The following is a 17849-nucleotide window of genomic DNA, read 5'->3' as shown; positions in this document are numbered from 1 at the left end:
ACGAGCATGCTCGACGTCCTGCTCGGTTCGTCACCGGGCCGCAGCTGGACCGAAGGACCTCTCGACCGCATGAAGACCCGGTGCATCGCGGCGCACTCGTGACGCCGGTCCGCGGGTCGGCCCGCGCGACAGCCCGGCAACAGGCCTGAACCACCCAGCAACTGCTCGGCGAAGCACATAGCGAGGCTCTAGAAGTCCCCACCCAGAAAGCAGGCAAGAAGATGCGGCATCCGAAGCGAACAGGACGCATGTCCATAGCCGGTCGAAAGGTGCAGCTGGCGACGGCGGCCATGCTGCTGGTGGCCACGACCGTGGCGGCTTGCGGCGACGGCAAGGACGACGGCGCGAAGGCGAGCGCCCCGAAGGCGCCGGCGACCATCCCGGAGCTCACCAAGGACCCGCTGACCCTCAGCTTCATCTGGTTCGACTGGCCCCCCGCCCACGCGCTCGAAGACTTCGCGAACGCGGAGTACAAGAAGGAACGGCCGAACGCGACCATCAAGGTCAACACGGTGCCCAACGCGAACTGGCACGACGCGATGTTCACCCAGTTCGCCGCGCGCAAGACCGACTTCGACATCGCGATCCTGGACTCGCAACACATCGGCGAGGCCGTGACGAACGGCAACATCCTCGACCTCACCGACTTCGTCAAGAAGAACATCGACGTCACGGCCTACAACCCGTACCTCCTGGCGGCCTACGGGCAGTACCCCCAGGCGGAGACCGGCAAGCGCGACGAAAACGCCAGCCTGTACGGACTGCCGCTGCTCGGCGACACCTGGACGATGATCTACCGCAAGGACCTGATCGGCGACAAGCCACCGCAGACCTGGGACCAGATGATCGCAGCCGCTCAGAAGTGCCAGGCGGACAACCCCGGCGTCAGCGGGCTGGCCTTCCACCAGGCCAACGGCTCCGACGCCGCCGCGGTCACCTACAACACGGTCAACGGCGTCTACGGCGGCAACCTCTGGGACTCCAAGTCGCGCAAGATCGAGGGCGTCCTCAACGACGCTGCGGGCCAGGAGGCGATGGACGTCCTGGTCAACAAGATGAAGCCGCTGACCGCCAAGGGTTCCGGCAACTGGTTCATCGACGAGGTGAACGCGGCGGTCGCCCAGGGCAAGGCCTGCATCGCGTTCAACTGGATCGCGGCGAGCGGCGGCCTGCTCGATCCGAAGCAGTCGACGCTCGGCACCACGCGGGAGCAGATTCTCGACAAGCTGGGTTTTGCCACCCTGCCGAGCCAGAAGACGAACCTGGTCCCTCTCGGCGGCATGGGGATGCACGTGTCGGCCTACTCCTCCACGGCGAACCAGGCGGAAGCCCTGAACTTCATGGAGTGGTTCGAGCGGGCTGACATCCAGAAGAAGTGGGCCGCGGCTGGTGGCGTGCCGTCGCGTACGGACGCCCTGGAGTCGCCCGAGTTCCTCAATGCCGGGCCGTTCAACCAGGTGTACACCGACTCGGTCCCACGGATGCGGGACATGTGGAACGTGCCCGAGTACGCGCGCCTTGTCAACATCGAGAACACCAACGTGAACGCGGCTCTCAACGGCGCGAAGAAGCCGAAGGATGCGCTCGACGACATCGCCAAGGAGCAGCAGGGCGTACTCGACTCCAGCAGCCGCAAGGGCGGCGGCGGACTGTGAGTGACGCCGTCCCTCTGACGACCGAGCACCCCGGGCAGGTGGCGTCCGCGCCGCCACCTGCCCGGGGTCGGTCCCGCCGGCTGGGCGACCGCGGGCTCGCCGTTGCCTTCATCTCCCCCGCGATGCTGCTGTTGCTCGCCATGTCGGTGTTCCCGTTGCTGTGGGCGTTGTACCTGTCCTTCACCGACTACTCGGCCACCCGCGGAGGGCCCGCCAATTTCATCGGGTTCGGGAACTACACCGCCATCCTGACGTCGGCGCAGGTCCACACGAGGGCCTTGACGACGTTGATCTACGTGGTCGGCGCGGTCGGCCTGCAGACCGTGCTCGGTTTCGGCATCGCCTACCTGATCTCCCGACGCACGCACGGGCGAGGACTGCTGACCACCCTGTTCCTGGTGCCGATGATGCTGTCGCCGGTAGTGGTCGGGCTGTTCTGGCGATTCATGCTCGACGCGCAGTTCGGTGTGATCAACAGCATGCTCGGCTCGGTCGGTCTGGGGCAGGTGGAGTGGCTCACCCGGCAGCGGACGGCACTGCTTTCCCTGGTCGTGGTGGACACCTGGCAATGGACGCCGTTCATCATGCTCATCGCACTTGCCGGCCTTACCGCGGTGCCCAAGTACCTCTACGAGGCCGCCTCGATCGACCGGGCGTCCGAGTGGTTCCGGTTCCGCACCATCACCCTTCCGCTGGTGTGGCCACTGCTTCTCATTGCCGTGCTGTTCAGGGCCATCGAGGCCTTCCGGCTGTTCGACCTCGTCTACATCCTCACCAACGGCGGTCCGGGTGTCTCCACCGAGACGTTGTCGTTCCACATCTACAAGGTCGCGTTCCTGGGCTTCAACACCGGAACCGCCTCGGCGTACGGGATTCTCATGGTCCTCGTCGTCATCGTCCTCACGCAGCTCTACCTGCGCTACCTGAACAAGCTCAAGGAGGGCTGATGGCCGTCTCCGTCGACGAGGCCGTGTCCGCAGGTCCTGCCCGGGATCACACGCCTCCCACGCGCCGCCTTCGCGGCCGGGGCCGCTCGGCGCTGGAGGTCGCGCTGCTGACCGTGTTGGCCGTCGTGATGCTCTTTCCGGTGCTGTGGATGATCGAGACGTCCATCAAGGAGAACCGGGACGTCTACGCCATCCCGGCAAAGTTCTTCGACTTCGACGTCACCATGGACCACTTCAAGGACGTCTTCGTCGCCCCCGGCGGTGGTCGCTCGGCCCTGTCCGTCTCGTTCCTCAACTCGGTGGTGGTCGCCGGGGTCTCCACGGTGCTCGCCACCGTGCTGGGGGTCCCGGCGGCCTGGGCCTACTCACGCTTCGCCGTGAAGGCCAAGAAGGACCAACTGTTCTTCATCCTGTCCACCCGCTTCATGCCGCCCGTGGTGGTCGTGATCCCGATCTTCCTCATGTACCGCCAGGTCGGACTCATCGACAGCAAGCTCGGCCTGATCCTCATCTACGCCGCGTTCAACGTCCCGTTCACGATCTGGATGATGAAGGGGTTCGTCGACGAGGTGCCCGCGGAGTACGAGGACGCGGCCATGCTCGACGGCTACACCCGTTTGCAGGCGTTCTGGCGATACACCCTGCCGCTGCTCGTACCCGGCATCGCCGCGACGGCGGTCTTCGCACTCATCTTCTCGTGGAACGAGTTCGTGTTCGCCACCTTCCTCACCTCCAGCGACGACGTGCGGACGGCCCCGCCCGCCATCGCCGGCCTCATCGGGGGCACCACTACGGACTGGGGTCTCGTGGCCGCCGCCTCCATGGTGTTCGCCCTACCTGTGCTCGTCTTCGCGTACCTGGTGCGCAAGCACCTCATCGCCGGTGTGACGCTCGGGGCGGTGCGACGCTGATGGCGGGCATCGAGGTGAGCGCCCTGCACAAGCGCTACCCGGACGGGACGGTCGCGGTTGACCACGTGGACCTGTCCATCGGTGACGGCGAGCTGTTCGTGATGCTCGGCCCTTCGGGTTGCGGCAAGACGACCACGCTGCGGGCCATAGCCGGCCTGGAGAGGCAGACGACGGGCGACATCCGCATCGGCGACACGCTGGTCAATGACCTGCCGCCCGCCGAGCGCGACATCGCCATGGTGTTCCAGTTCTACGCTCTCTACCCGCATCTGAAGACCCGCGACAACCTGGCGTTCCCACTGCGGGCCGAGGGGCTGCCCAAGCCGGAGGTGCACAAACGGGTCGACGAGGCCGCCCGGCTGATGCGGCTCGGGCCGCTTTTGGACCGGCGACCGCGCCAGCTGTCCGGCGGGGAGCAGCAGCGCGTCGCACTCGCCCGCGCCCTGGTACGACGACCGCGCGCATTCCTCATGGACGAACCCCTCACCAATCTGGACGCGGAGCTGAGGGCGGACATGCGCACGGAGATCAAGCACCTACAGGGGGAACTGGGGGCGACGATGGTCTACGTCACCCACGACCAGGTCGAGGCGATGTCGCTCGGTCACCGGATCGCCATCCTCAACAAGGGCCGCGTCGAGCAGATCGGTACGCCGCTGGAGGTCTACGACCGCCCGGCGAGTCTTTTCTGCGCCGCGTTCATCGGCTCCCCGCCGATGAACCTCATTGAGGTGGAGGTGGCCGACGGGAAGCTGCGCGGTCAGGGCGGGCTGGTCCTCACGCCACCGCCAGGCCTGCCGCGCGACCGTCGCCTGGTCGCCGGCGTCCGGCCGGAGGCGCTGGAAGTCACCGCACCAGGGGCGGAACGCTCGGTCCCGGCCCGCGTGGTCTCGGCGGAGTGGCTGGGCGACGAGATCATCTACGTGGTCGCCCACAGCGGCCAGCGCGACGTCCGGGTTCGGATGCCACCGACGGTCCGATTCGCCGCTGACGCAACGGTCGGGCTGCGGCACACCGGCGGGACCCCGGCGGTCTACGACGTGCGCACGGAAGAACTGGTGGCCTGATGGGAACCGTGGCAGCGCACGGGCTGTACAAGTCCTTCGGCAAGGTCCAGGCCCTGGACGGGGTGACGCTGGACGTACCGGACGGCTCGTTCTTCGTCGTGCTCGGGCCCTCCGGGGCAGGCAAGACGACGACCCTGCGAGCGATCGCCGGCCTGGAGAAGCTTGACGCCGGGTCGGTGCATCTGGACGGCAGGGACGCGACCGGAGACACCCCGGCCGCACGCGACCTGGCCATGGTCTTCCAGAGCTACGCCCTCTACCCGCGACACACCGTGTACGAGAACATCGCTTCGCCGCTGCGGGCGCGCCACTGTTCGTCGAGTGAGATCGCGGCCGCCGTCGAGCAGATGTCGCGCCTGCTGCACATCGAACGTCTGCTGCAGCGTCGTCCCGCGCAGTTGTCGGGCGGTGAGATGCAGCGTGTCGCCCTGGCCCGGGCGCTGGTCCGTCGCCCGCGCGCGTTTCTCATGGACGAGCCGCTGACGAACCTCGACCTCAAGCTTCGCGTCGAGATGCGCACCGAGCTCACCCGCATCCACCGGAGCCTCGGAGCAACCTTCGTCTACGTGACCAACGACCAGGTCGAGGCCCTGTCCATGGCCGACCAGGTCGCGGTCCTCAAGGAGGGGAAGGTGCAACAGGTCGGAACACCGACCGAGGTGTACGAGCGTCCCGCCAACCAGTGGGTCGCGGGATTCGTCGGGAGCCCGCCGATCAGCCTGCTCGCCTGCCACGCCGAGGGAGACCGCCTGGTCGGTGAGGGAGGCTGGACGCTGCCGCGGCCCCGCTGGACCACGGCTGAGGACGGTCGTGCCCTGCTGCTGGGCCTGCGCGCGGAGGACCTGTCCGTCGAGCAGCGGGGGGACGCGTCGTTGTCGGGTGAGCTCTACGGGCTTGAGCCGCTCGGTGACCGCACGGTGGTCGACGTCCTGGTGGGGAAGCAGGTCCTCAAGGTCAAGGCACGACCCACCGTCACCGGTACGCCGGGCGAGCGGCTGCTTGTCACGGTCGACCTGGACCGTGCGCACCTGTTCGACGCGGGCACCGGGCTGTCACTGTCCGAGGCTGGGCGGTAAGCGGGCCGGGCGGCGACGGCACCATGCGCCGGCACGCGGCAATCCAGCCTCGGCGGACCGTCACCAGTGTGCGCGGCCTGACGACGCTGAGACGGCCGTGGCCCGAGAAGGCGATCGGTGGCGCGGGCGAGGGCCACCGCTCGGCAACCTCGCCCCTGACGAGGGCGCGTGCCCCGTCCGTCCACGCGCACAGCGCTGAGGCGCGCCGGACATCACCAAGAAGATCACAGGAGGCGACGCGATGAGTGACCCGATGAACGTCCTGGCCCCCGAGCACCGGCGGCTCCGGATCGGCGACGCCTGGCGCGACGCCGCAAGCGGAGCCACCTTTGCCGTCGAGGACCCGGCCACCGGCAAGACCATCGCCGAGGTGGCGGACGCAGGCGTCGTCGACGGGCTCGCCGCTCTGGACGCGGCGAGCACGGCAATGGCGCAGTGGGCGGCGACCCCGCCGCGGAGGCGGTCGGAGTTGTTGACCGCGACGTACCGGGCGCTGACCGAGCGGTCCGAGGAGGTCGCCCGGCTGATCACGCTCGAGATGGGCAAGCCGCTCGCCGAGGCTCGGGGAGAGGTGGCCTACGGCGCCGAGTTCTTCCGGTGGTTCGCCGAGGAGGCGGTGCGCGTCGAGGGGCGCTACAGCATTGCTCCCGCAGGTGGATACCGCATCCTCACCGTACCGAAGCCGGTTGGACCGTGCGTCTTCGTGACGCCCTGGAACTTCCCGTTGGCCATGGGTGCCCGCAAGATCGCTCCCGCGCTGGCCGCGGGCTGCACGACGATCACCAAGCCAGCAGGCCAGACGCCACTCACCATGCTGTTCCTGGCCCGCATCATGGAGGAGGTCGGCGTTCCCCCGGGCGTCGTCAACGTGGTGACCACCAAGCGTTCCGGCGAGGTGGTCTCCGCACTGCTGGCCGACAGTCGGACCCGCAAGCTGTCGTTCACCGGGTCGACCGAGGTCGGGCGCGTGCTGCTGCGACAGGCTGCGGACAACGTACTGCGTACCTCGATGGAACTGGGCGGCAACGCGGCCTTGATCGTTTGTGCGGACGCTGACCTGGACGTCGCGCTCGACGGTGTCATGGTGGCCAAGATGCGCAACATCGGGGAGTCCTGCATCGCGGCCAACCGGATCTACGTCGAGGAGCCGGTGCGCGAGGAGTTCACGGCGCGCTTCGCCGAGCGGATGGACGCGCTGTCGGTGGGCCATGGTCTCGATGACGGCGTGGACGTCGGGGCGTTGATCGACGAGGCCTCGGTCACCAAGATCGACGAGCTGGTCGCCGACGCGGTCGATCGCGGTGCCCGGATCGTGGTGGGCGGCGAGCGTCCGGATGGGCCGGGCCACTTCTACCCGCCCACGGTCCTCGTCGACGTGCCCGAGGACGCGCGGATGCTGCAGGCGGAGATCTTCGGCCCGGTGGCGCCGATCATCTCGTTCACGTCCGACGACGAGGTGATGGCGAAGGCCAACGACACCGAGCACGGCCTGGCCGGATACGTCTTCACCCGTGACCTCCAGCGGGCGCTCCGGTTCACCGAGGGGCTGGATACGGGGATGCTCGGCATCAACCGTGGCCTGATATCGGACCCGTCAGCTCCGTTCGGAGGGGTGAAGCAGTCCGGGATCGGCAGGGAGGGATCGCACGAGGGCATCCTCGAGTACCTCGACCTCACCTACGTGGCGATCGACCTACCGTGACCGGGACGTCCGCCCCCCACATCGCCGCCGACGTTCCGGAGAGGCACCGACATGCTTGAGACCGTCCGCGGACCACGCCAGCTGATAGTGGGCGAAGGAGTCGCGCAGAACATCCCACGAGTGGTGGCCGAGAGTGGCTCGCGCGTCCTCATCGTGACCGACCAGGTTCTTCTGCGGCAGCCGGGCGTGGCCGAGATCGTGGCCGCCGTGCGGGAGAAGGTCGACGTCGTCGAGGTGTTTTCCGACGCGACTCCAGACGTGCCACTCACCGATGTCGCCCTGGCCGTCTCGGTCGCCGCCGAGGTGGACGCCGACGTGATCCTCGCCATCGGGGGTGGCACGGTGATCGACCTCGCCAAAATCGTCGGCGTCATCCGGCGCCACGGTGGGACCCCGCGCGACTTCTACGGCGAGTCGAAGGTGCCGGGGCCGACGATGCCTCTCGTCGCGGTCCCCACGACGTCAGGCACCGGATCCGAGCTCACACCCGTCTCGGTGTTGACCGACCCGGACCGCGAGCTGAAGGTGGGGGTTTCCAGCGTCCACATCGTGCCCGACTTCGCCATCGTCGACCCCGAACTCACCTACACCTGCCCTGCGACAGTCACCGCCCACTCCGGCATCGACGCGTTCTGTCACGCGGTGGAGAGCTACACCGCGCGACCCCGGGCCCACGGACCGCGCGATCCGGTGGAGCAGGTGTTCCTCGGCCGCAACCCGATCACCGACCACTACGCGCTCCGGGCCGCGGAGCGGATCGCCCGTAGCCTGCGTCGTGCCGTCAGGGATGGAGGCGACACGGACGCGCGCGCGGACATGTCCTACGGGTCCATGCTCGCCGGGCTCGCGTTTTCCCACGCGGGCAACGCGGCCCCGCACGCCCTCCAGTACCCCATCGGCGCAGCCACGCACACGCCGCACGGCCTGGGCGTCGGGCTGCTACTGCCCTATGCGCTGGACGCGGCCAGGGATGCCATCGGCGACCGGTTGGCCATCCTCGCCGGGGTGTGCGGGCTGGACGTGACCGACGCCTCGGAGGCCGAGGCCGCGGATACGTTCCTCACCTGGCTCGACGGGCTCCTTGCCGACATCGGCATCCCGCCCACCCTGGCGGACATCGGCGTGGCACGCGCCGACCTCCCGCGCTTCGCGGAGATGGCCAGTGGCGTCACCCGCCTGATCCAGAACCATCCAGGCCCGACCGACACCGCCAGCCTGACCGCGATCCTCGAAGCGGCCTGGACCGGGGACCGGACCCGACACGTCCTCCTCTGAGCAGAGACAGTGACCGGCCTTTCACCTGACGTGGACGGCGCCCGGGTCTGTTCGTGCGGCTCCGCGAGGGCCACCACAGTGACGTGACGCCTTCGCGGAGCCGCAGCCCGATCCGATCCGATCCCGCTATGCCTCATGCACGGTCATCGGCAACCCGCCGCGAACCCGCAGCGACAGCATCGGCTCGGGCACCACCCGGTATCCCGGCACCTTGGCCAGCCGCAGTTCCCGCGCGACCATCGCGACCACGAACGCCGCCTCCATCATCCCCAGGTTGTTGCCGACGCAGAACCGCGGGCCGGCGCCGAACGGGATGTAGGCGTACCGGGGTCGCGAGGCAGTGCCGTCCTTGTCGAACCGCTCCGGGCGGAACCGTTCGGGCTCCGGCCAGAACTCCGGGTTGCGGTGCAGGGTGTACGGGCAGATCAGCACGTCGACCCCGGCCGGCACGTCGTACCCGCCGATGGTGTCCGCCTTCTGCGGAATGCGGGAAAGCATCCACACCGGCGGGTACAGACGCATAGCCTCCTCGATCACCGTCGTCGTGTAACGCAGGCCGTGCAGGTCGTCGAACGTGGGCTGTCGGTCCCCGAGCACCGACAGCGCCTCCGCCCGCAGCCGCTCCCAGACGGCCGGATTCTCGTCGAGTAGGTGGAACGTCCAGCTCAGGGTGCTGGCCGTCGTCTCGTGACCGGCCAGGCAGAGGGTGACCAACTCATCGCGCAACCGCCGCTGCCCGACCGCGGCGTCGGGCTCGGCGTTTGTCGACTGGATCAGCCGGCTCAGGGCGTCGTCGCCGTCGAGCCGGCCGCCGCGCGCATCGACCAACTCGTTGACAACCGTCTGCAGGTGACGGCGGGCGCGGCGGAACCGCACCTGGTGCGGCAGCGGCACCCACATCGGCACCGCGCTCATCGTGACCATCTCGAACATCGCCTGGTCCTGCATCGCCTCGAAGGACCCGCCGACGTCGCCGAGCCCGCCGAGATCCGCGTCGAGCAGGGTACGGCCGAGCACACCGAGGGTGAGCCCGGTGGCGGCGCCCGCGATGTCGACCGGACCCCGCCCGATGTGGCCACGCAACCGGTCCACGAACCGACCGGCCTCCTCGGCCACCACGTCGGCCTGCCGGGCGATCCGTTTGGGCTGGAACACCGGCTGGATGACCCGTCGCTGCTTGCGCCACAGATCGCCCTCGCTGGTGAGCAGCCCGTCGCCGAGGGCCCGTTTGGCCTGGGCCAGCCCGACGCCCTTGTGGTAGTTGTCCGGGTTGTCGGCGAGCACATGCTTGGCGTGGTTGGGGTGGTTGAAGAAGAAGAGAACCTTCGGGCCGATCGCGATGCGGGCCGCGTCACCGAAGGCGTCGGCTGCCGACGACATCAGCCCGAGCCGGTCCCGGCCGAGCTTCCACAGCAGCTTCGGCGCCGCCCAGAACGGTGGTCCGGGCGGCCGCCGCCGCGACGCGGTAAGCGTCATGTCGCCGCCTCGCTCGGCTCGGGCACCGCCGCCGGCTCGGTCATGCCACGGAACTGCCCGTTGACGAAGACCAACACGTCACCGGTGCTCTCCCAACGCAGCGACACCACGCTGCTCAGGAAGATCGTGTGATCACCGCCGTCGTACGTCCGCCAGACCCGGCACTCGAAGTGAGCCACCGCGTCGTCGATCAGCGGGGCGCCGGTGACACTGCCCGGCGTCCACTCGACCGAGCCGAACTGCGCCAACCCCAGAGGCCGCCACCGATCGGCGAAGTGGCGTGCCACCTTCTCCTGCCGGTGCCCGAGCACCGAGATGCCCAGGGTGCCGGCCTCGGTGAGGATCTGATGCATGATCGCGTCGCGGCTGACACAGACCAGCACGAGCGGCGGGTCCAGCGAGACCGACGCGAACGAGTTGGCCGTCATGCCGTGTGGTGTGGCGCCGCCGACCGTCACGACGGTGACGCCTGTCGCGAAGGTCCCGAACGCCCGCCGAAGCAGCTTTGATCCGGCCACCTCGCTCGGACTGAGCAGTTCGCCGCTCATCTCGCCTCCCCGTTCGCGTAGGGCTCGAGTGCGCGAGCCAACGCCTCCGGCACCCGCGCCGGCAGTGTCCGGGTGTTGGGGCCGCGCATGCACGCGACCCGTTGCCGGCCTCGGGCGACGAGCGTCTCGCCGCCGTCCGGGTCGAGCCGCACGTAGTCGAAGCCGAACTCGATCTGGGTCTGCGCCAGTTCCACGAGCCGCATCCGGATCGAGACTTCGTCGAACGCCGTGATCTCGGCGTAGAACTCGCAGTCGACCTTGAGAGTGAAGAGCTTGAGGTCGTCCTGCAGGTCGGCCAGCACGTCCGGTGCCCGCTGCTTGAGGAACATCTCCCGGCACCGCCCCTGCCAGCGCAGGTAGTTGACGTAGTAGACGTTGCCCACGAGGTTGGTTTCCTCGAAGCCGACCGTGTGCGGGTACTCGAAGTACTTGCTCATCGCAGCGACCACCCGTCGGTGAGCACCGCGACGACGACCGGGTCGGCGTGGTCGCGCAGCCGGGTCACGAGCACGGCGATCCGCAGGGTGCCGGAGGCCAGGGTGAGCCAGCCGTGCGGCCCGACCGCGCTGAGCGTGATCGGCGTCTGCACCGGCAGTCCGACCTTGCGGAGGCACTCGATCGCCGTCCAGACCCGGGTGCTCGCGGTGTCGACGTCCTCGTCGGTGTCCTTCGTGAGCTGGCCGACCAGGCCGTCGTGCGGGCCGAGCAACGTCGACCAGGTCTCCGCGTCGCGCTCGGAGACCGCCTCGATGTCGCAGCTCAGCACCCCCCGACCGCCGACGCAGACGGTCACGCCGGCGCCGTGTGCCGCCGAGACGACCCGATCGTCGTCGACCTCCGGCCGGCCGTCGGGCCGGTAGCGCACCTCGACCGGGCGGCCGAACACCCGCCCGGCCGCGAGGCCGGTCATGGCGCGTCGGGGCGGGTCGTCCGAGCCGTGTGGCTCGACCGCCACCGCTACCCGGGCACCGAGCAGGTCGTCGAGTGACCGTTCGAGGTAGGGGCCGAGCAGCGGCACCGCCCACGGGCCGCGCCCGTCGCCCTTGCGCACCGCCTGCAGGCGCAGGCCCTCCCACCGTTCCACCACCTCGCCGCCCGGCGTGCGGACCGCGATGTCGTAGAGGTAGGTGTCGCCGTCGCGGCTGCGCTCGGTCGCCGTGAACCGGGCCTCGCCCTTGTCGGCGAGGATCGGGCCAGCGGCATGTACGCGTTCGATGCCGGCCGGCAGGAGCGTCGCGTGCGGTACGCAGACCTGCAGACCGTGCATGAGCGCGTCCCGCATTCCGGGGTCACCGAGCAGCAGGTCGCCCCCGAGGAAGCTGGCGAACCAATCGTCGGTCGCGACCGCTGACACGTCCACGTCGACGTGCCGTGCCGCCGCCCGGTGGTAGCCGCGGAGCCGCTGGAACCGCTGTCCCTGGAAGAGGATGCCCCCGTACAGGTCCGTGGCCGGGTCGAGGGGCACCAGCGGCAGGCCGGCGCCGGTCTCGTCCGGTGGGCCGTCGAGCTCTCCGCGGTCGCCGAAGCGCAGCCGCGCCCGGAAGTGGTCGACCGCGAAGCCGGTGTCGGCGGCCCGGATGGCGACGTCGACGTCTCCGTCGCCGGTTACCACGGCCGCGATGCGGATCGTGGCGCTGCCGTCGACAGTTACCACGATCGGCCGGAGGAACTCGACGTCCTCCATCGCCGGCACCTCAGCTCGCCCGGTGAGCGCGGTGGCGGTCTGCGCCATGGCCTCCATGCCGAACACCGCCGGAAACAGCAGGTTGCCGTCGAGCAGGTGGTCGGCGAGATACAGGTCGGTGCCGGCGTTGAGTTCGACCTCGGTCACCAGTTCCACACCGTGGTAGTGCACCAGCGGCGTGCCGACGAACCGCAGCAGCGGCAGCGTCGGCGTCTCCCGACGCACGGTGTCGATGCCCTCGGTGCGGCCACTGATCACCACCACCGGCGGGGCGTCGGGGTCGGCGATCAGGCGACGCATCAGGCGTACGCCCTCGTCGGGCGAGATCGGGACGATCCCGTCCCGCTGCAGACCCTCCACGACCGAGAGCCGCTCGCCCATGCCGACGCCGGACCAGACCGACCACTCCAGGCAGAGCGTCCGGCATTCGGGGTACGCCGCCGCGAAGTCCGCGGTGATCTCGGCCAGCCAGTCGTTGGCGGTCGCGTAGTGCGCCTCACCGCGCAGGCCCGCCCGGCCGATGATGCTGCCGAAGGTGACGAGCATCCGCAGCGCGCCCGGCTCGATGGCGTCGAGGACGGCGCGCAGCCCGTCGATCTTCGGGGCGAACGTCGCCCGGAAGGCCGCCGCGTCCAGGTTGGCAAGCGTCGCCGGCTCGTTGCGGCCGGCACCGTGCAGGACCGCCGTCACCGGGCCCAACTTCTGGCGTACGCCGTCGACCGCGGTCCTGACCTGCGCCGGGTCGGTGACGTCGGCGCGGGCGTAGTGCAGGCGCACCCCGGCGGCCGTCATCCGGTCGAGGTTGGCGGCCAACTCGGCGTCGGTCGCCGGGTCGCTGCGGCCCAGCACGGCCAACGCCGCGCCGGTGTCCTGTGCGACGGCGAGCGCGCACTCGGCGGTGATGCCCTTGCCACCGCCGGTCACGAGCATCACGTCCGACGCATCGAGCGGCATGATCTCGCGGGCCGGTCGCACCGGCATCGCCCGCAGGGTGGGCACCCGTCGCACGCCGTCGGCGTCGTAGGACACCTCGTGGAACCGCCCGGTGGCGGCCACCTCCGCGACGACCAACGCCGGGTCGTCGAAGTCGGCGGGTACGCGAACGATCGTGGTCCGGATCCGGGGCATCTCCAACCGCAGCGACTTGGCCAGCCCGGCGGCGCCCCGACCACGCTGCACGACCACGAACCGGTCGCGCTGCTTGTCGGCGATCGCCGCCTTGGCCCCGTCCAGTGCGAGCGTCAGGTCGGCCTCGGTGCAGTCGGCCGGCAGGCAGACCAGTACCCCGCCACCGACGCCGCCGTGCTCCAACGCCTGCCGTAGAGACTCGGCGAGCCGGTCGCCGTCCCGCGACCAGCGCCGCCAGGGGCCGTTGGCCTCCACCTCGACGCGCGGCGGCAGCGGCAGGGCGTCGAGGTCGACGGAGAACGCCCGGGACCAGGCGGCCGCACCGGCCACCGTGGCCGCCGTCGCCGCGCCACCCTCCCCGGCGGAGCCGGCCAGGTCCTCCAACGCCTGGGCCAACTCCCCGACCGTGGCGACGGCGAAGTTCGTCGGCGTCTGGGCGCTCGGCACCGACAGCAGTTGGGCGGCCTGGTTGACCACCTGCCCCACCGTGATGGAGCTGAGGTGCAGATCGTCGAGGAGGTGACTCTCGCCGCGTACCATCTCGATCGGAAGCTCGGCGCGGTCGGCCACCAACCGACGCAACAGGTGCAGCGGCGGCTCGGAGGCGTCGGTGTCGGTCTCGATCTTCTTCGCCTCGACGGCCCGCCGCAGGGGCTGCACGGTCAGCGGCGGCGCGGCCTCGCAGGGGCTCGCGAAGAAGCTGAACTTGGCCCCGAGCTGCAGCGGCCGGGTCAGGCGACCCTGGAACAGCGCGTCGTCGACCCGGAAAGCGCCGACGACGTACGCGGCGCCGACAGCGTTGAGCAGACCGGCGACCGACTCGTCATCGGTGTCGAGGGACACCGACGGCACGTCTGTCGCCGCGGTCGCCAACGCTCCCAGCACCCGCCCGGGGCCGACCTCGATGAACAGGTCAAGGTCCTTCGCCGCGAAGGCCACCGCCTGGGTGAAGAGCACCGGGTCGGTGATCTGGCGTCGCAGCAGGGCCGGCACGTCGGTGTCGGCCGGGAGGACGTCGCCGGTCACCGTCGACACCACCCGGCGCGACAGCGGGTCGAACTGCTCGTCGGTCAACCGGTCACCGAACGCGTCGGCGGCCGGTGCCACAAGCGGTGAGTGGAACGCGTGCGAGACGCGCAGCCGGGTGGTGGTGAAGCCCGCTTCGCCGGCGCGGCGACAGGCTTCCTCGATCCCTTCTGCCGTGCCGGCAATCACCGTCTGTTGTGGACCGTTGAAGCCACCGATGACCACCGGAAGGTCGGCCAGCAGGGGCCGGACCGCCTCGGGTGCCGCCGCGATGCTCGCCATCGTCCCCGACGAGCTGTGCTCGGCCATCGTCTGGCCGCGGACCATCGCGGTACGCAGCAGGGCGTCCTCGTCGAACGCGCCCGCCCAGTGCAGGGCGGTGATCTCGCCGAGGCTGTGCCCCACCGCGGCGGTCGCCTCGATGCCGAGCGCCGACAGCACGCGCAGGCCCGCCAGCGATCCGGTGACGATCCGGGGCTGGGCGACCGTCGTGGCGACCATGTCGCCCGAGGTGGGCAGCGCCGCCTTGGTGTAGACCTCGTCGACCTCGGTGAACCGGCGGCGCAGGGCACCGCCGCTCGTCCCCCGCCCCGAGCCCTGCCCGGGGAAGAGATAGCCGATCCGGCCCGGACCGCCGACGTGGCCCAGGAAGCTGCGCTCGTCGGCGCTGACCAGGCTCGTCTCGCCGGCGTCCAGTAGGGCGCAGAGTCGTTGCAGCCGGGCGACCGCGTCGGACGGTGACGAGACCACGACTGCCGCCCGGTAGGGCAGGTCGCGCAACTCCCCGTGCAGCGTCGCGGCCAGGTCTCCCAGCTGGGCGTACGCGACGCTGTCGACGAACTCGACGAGCTTGTCCAGCCGCTCCCGCAACTTTTCCCGGGAGGCGCCGTCGACCAGCAGCAGCTCGACGTCCTGGCCGGAGGAGGCCAGCCGGCTGGTCCGGCTGTCGAACCCGCGCCGACGTCGGGAGGGGCCGCCCTCGAGCACGATGTGCGTGTTGATCCCGCCGAAGCCCATCGCCGTGACCCCGGCCCGGACGTTCGGCAGGTCGGGCCACGGCTCCGCCTTGCGCAGCGCGCGCAGCGCCGGGTGGTCGTCGTCGGCCAGGATCTCGTGCGGCATGACGCAGCCGATGGCCGGGGGCAGCACCTGATGGTGCACGGCCAGCGCCGCCTTGATCAGGCCGGCGACACCGGCGGCGGCCTTGGTGTGCCCGATCATGCCCTTGATCGACCCGATCGCGGCCGGAGCGGCGCTCGGGTCGGCGGAACGACGGGCGAGGGACAGCGCGGTCAACTCGGTGGCGTCACCGACCCGCGTACCCGTGCCGTGTCCCTCGAAGAGGCCGACCGTCTCGATCCCGAAGCCGGCGCGCTCGTACGCCCGGTCGAGCGCGAGTCGGTAGCCGCTGACCTCGGGTCGGGTCATCCCGCCCTTGCCGTCGGAGGAGATCCCCCAACCGGCGATGGTGGCGTAGATGCGGTGGCCGGCGGCGCGAGCGTCGTCCTCGCGCATCAGGACGACCATCCCGCAGCCCTCGCCCGGCCAGAAGCCGTTCGACCCACGGTCGTAGACGCGCATCTCACCGGTCGCCAGCGCGCCGGTCTTCGCGAACCCGATGATCTCGAAGGGGTCGATCGACAGGTCGACACCACCGGCGATGGCAACGTCGACGTCACCGTCGATGAGGGTCTTGCTGGCGGTCGCGACCGACAGCAGCGACGAGGAACAGGCGCCGTCGACGGTGTAGCCGCCACCCTTGAGGTCGAAGTGGTTACAGATCCGGCCCGCGATGGTGTTGGAGAGCCCGCCGGCCAGAGTGTCCTCGTCGACCTCGGGGAAGGGACTCTTGAAGGTCGCCTCGAACGAGTCGAGGAAGGTCATCAGGTGGTCGTCGTCCCAGTCCTGGTCCTTGAGCGCCGCGGCGACCATCCGCCGGACGAAGGGCCAGCGCAGCCGCAGCTGATTCGCACGGGTGAACTCACCGGTCAGGGTGTTGCCGACCACCACGCCGGTACGGTCGCGGGGCAGTCCCTCGGCCATCGGGAAGCCGGCATCGGCCAGGGCCATCGCGGCCATGTCGAGGGCGAGCCAGTGGGTCAGGTCCGTCGAGCGGTAGGTGCTCCCGGCGACCTTGTAGGCGATCCGGTCGAACTCGTACCCCTCGATGACGGCGGCGTTGCGGGCGTAGAACTTGTCGGGCGTGTTCGGGTCCGGGTCCCAGTAGTCCTCGAGCCGCATCCGCTCGTCGGGTAGACGGCGGAACGCGCGCCGCCCGGCGAGGGCGTTCTCCCACAGCTCCCTGGGTGACGTGGCGTCCGGATAGCGGCACGCCATGCCGACTATCGCTACACGAGTCATGCGGGGACGACCTCCTTGCCTGTGTGTTCCTTGCCGTTGCCGTTTCCGGTGCTCGCTGGCACCGGCATCGCGGCTGTGCCGATGCTGGGTGCGCGGTCGGCCTTGGACTTCTCGATGAAGTGCAGGGTCCAGTGGAAGCCGCCGCGGATGAGGCAGACGGCCGCGGTGGCGAAGAAGATGCCGTACGCGATGCCGAAGCCGGTGAGCAGGCCGTAGACCACAGCCACGCTGGCACCGAACGCGACCTGCGCGGCCGGCGCCGACGGTGAGGTGCCCGGGTCGGTGACCATGTAGTTGGTGAACAGCACGAACGCGACGCCGGTCATCATGCCCAGGGCCGCCGGGATCGACGTGTCGAGCAGCACCCCGCGCACGATCGCCTGCAGGGCGAACGCGGACAGCCAGCCCAGGATCAGCCACATCCGACCGGTCAGCTTGCCGTTGATCATCGTGCCGCCGATGATGATGATCGCCGGGATCAGCCAGTCCCAGAAGCCCGAGATGTACTCGGTGAAGTGGTAGGGCGGCGCGACGCTGGCCCAGGGGAACACCAACAGGATCATCGCGATGCCGAAGTTCGACGGGTTCATGTAGTGCCGCATCCGGCCCCGGATGGGGGCCTGCAGGACCCACTTGGCGCCGATGGCGACCGCGATACCGAAGAGCATCGTCCAGAGCTGGTCGTTGACGTAGATCAGCATGTTGAGCGCGAGGCTCGTAATGTGCGCCGGGTAGAGGAACTCGATCAGCCCGCGCAGCCCTCGGCCGCTGAATCGCGGGGCTCGGCCCTCGACGCGGGCACCGATGGCCTCCAGGGCGATCTCGATCGTGTAGCCGGCGAAGACCGCGATGAAGGGCCAGGTCCAGGGCTGTTCGAAGCCGAAGACCGTGAAGCCGAGGATGTTGAAGACCGTGATCGAGATAGCGAAGTTGCGAAGTGCGATGTTGACTTTCGGGTCGTGACGTGGCGGGGTGACGGTACTGGTTGCCATG

General features: G+C 69.7%; 12 protein-coding genes. 7 read left to right on the top strand and 5 right to left on the bottom strand.

Features of this window, described 5'->3' with window-relative positions:
• Nucleotides 1-269 precede the first annotated feature (269 nt).
• The 7 genes from ACFYL6_RS19795 (at nucleotide 270) to ACFYL6_RS19765 (ending at nucleotide 8633) form a co-directional block, all read left to right on the top strand.
• On the top strand, nucleotides 270-1655 hold the full coding sequence (locus ACFYL6_RS19795) for an extracellular solute-binding protein (RefSeq protein ID WP_387172972.1): 1386 nt from the start codon (nucleotides 270-272) through the stop codon (nucleotides 1653-1655).
• Nucleotides 1652-2602: a carbohydrate ABC transporter permease gene (locus ACFYL6_RS19790; RefSeq protein ID WP_387172970.1), complete on the top strand. Its 951-nt coding sequence runs from the start codon at nucleotides 1652-1654 to the stop codon at nucleotides 2600-2602. Before ACFYL6_RS19795 ends, ACFYL6_RS19790 begins: the two co-directional genes overlap by 4 nt.
• Nucleotides 2602-3513 carry a carbohydrate ABC transporter permease gene (locus tag ACFYL6_RS19785; protein ID WP_387172968.1) on the top strand — a complete coding sequence of 304 codons (912 nt, stop codon included), beginning with the start codon at nucleotides 2602-2604 and terminating at the stop codon, nucleotides 3511-3513. The genes ACFYL6_RS19790 and ACFYL6_RS19785 overlap by 1 nt, the downstream gene beginning before the upstream one ends.
• A complete protein-coding gene (locus ACFYL6_RS19780; protein ID WP_387172966.1) occupies nucleotides 3513-4580 on the top strand; it encodes an ABC transporter ATP-binding protein in 1068 nt (355 codons plus the stop codon). Before ACFYL6_RS19785 ends, ACFYL6_RS19780 begins: the two co-directional genes overlap by 1 nt.
• Nucleotides 4580-5656, top strand: coding sequence for an ABC transporter ATP-binding protein (locus ACFYL6_RS19775; protein WP_387172964.1), 1077 nt, complete (start codon nucleotides 4580-4582; stop codon nucleotides 5654-5656). Before ACFYL6_RS19780 ends, ACFYL6_RS19775 begins: the two co-directional genes overlap by 1 nt.
• Nucleotides 5657-5897: 241 nt before the next feature.
• Nucleotides 5898-7358 carry an NAD-dependent succinate-semialdehyde dehydrogenase gene (locus ACFYL6_RS19770; protein ID WP_387172962.1) on the top strand — a complete coding sequence of 487 codons (1461 nt, stop codon included), beginning with the start codon at nucleotides 5898-5900 and terminating at the stop codon, nucleotides 7356-7358.
• A 120-nt stretch (nucleotides 7359-7478) separates the two neighbouring features.
• A complete protein-coding gene (locus ACFYL6_RS19765) occupies nucleotides 7479-8633 on the top strand; it encodes an iron-containing alcohol dehydrogenase (RefSeq protein ID WP_387172960.1) in 1155 nt (384 codons plus the stop codon).
• Nucleotides 8634-8759: 126 nt separating this feature from the next.
• Here ACFYL6_RS19765 and ACFYL6_RS19760 read toward each other — a convergent pair whose 3' ends face one another.
• From ACFYL6_RS19760 to ACFYL6_RS19740, 5 genes are read right to left on the bottom strand one after another with little or no spacing between them, the layout of a single operon-like run.
• Entirely contained in the window at nucleotides 8760-10109 is a 1350-nt protein-coding gene (locus ACFYL6_RS19760; protein ID WP_387172958.1) for a cytochrome P450, read from the bottom strand.
• The gene (locus ACFYL6_RS19755) at nucleotides 10106-10657 is read right to left on the bottom strand and encodes a flavin reductase family protein (protein ID WP_387172956.1); all 552 of its coding nucleotides are present in this window, start codon (nucleotides 10655-10657) and stop codon (nucleotides 10106-10108) included. The genes ACFYL6_RS19760 and ACFYL6_RS19755 overlap by 4 nt, the downstream gene beginning before the upstream one ends.
• Nucleotides 10654-11094, bottom strand: a complete 441-nt coding sequence (locus ACFYL6_RS19750; RefSeq protein ID WP_238660301.1) for a thioesterase family protein — start codon at nucleotides 11092-11094, stop codon at nucleotides 10654-10656. The genes ACFYL6_RS19755 and ACFYL6_RS19750 overlap by 4 nt, the downstream gene beginning before the upstream one ends.
• A complete protein-coding gene (locus tag ACFYL6_RS19745) occupies nucleotides 11091-16856 on the bottom strand; it encodes an SDR family NAD(P)-dependent oxidoreductase (RefSeq protein WP_387172954.1) in 5766 nt (1921 codons plus the stop codon). The genes ACFYL6_RS19750 and ACFYL6_RS19745 overlap by 4 nt, the downstream gene beginning before the upstream one ends.
• Nucleotides 16853-17848, bottom strand: coding sequence for an enediyne biosynthesis protein (locus ACFYL6_RS19740; protein WP_387172952.1), 996 nt, complete (start codon nucleotides 17846-17848; stop codon nucleotides 16853-16855). The genes ACFYL6_RS19745 and ACFYL6_RS19740 overlap by 4 nt, the downstream gene beginning before the upstream one ends.
• Between the last annotated feature and the right edge of the window lies 1 nt (nucleotide 17849).

Origin of the sequence: Micromonospora sp. NPDC007208 (assembly GCF_042869175.1) — a bacterium.
GTDB lineage: Bacteria > Actinomycetota > Actinomycetes > Mycobacteriales > Micromonosporaceae > Micromonospora > Micromonospora foliorum.
This window is presented reverse-complemented; position numbering and strand designations above follow the sequence as displayed.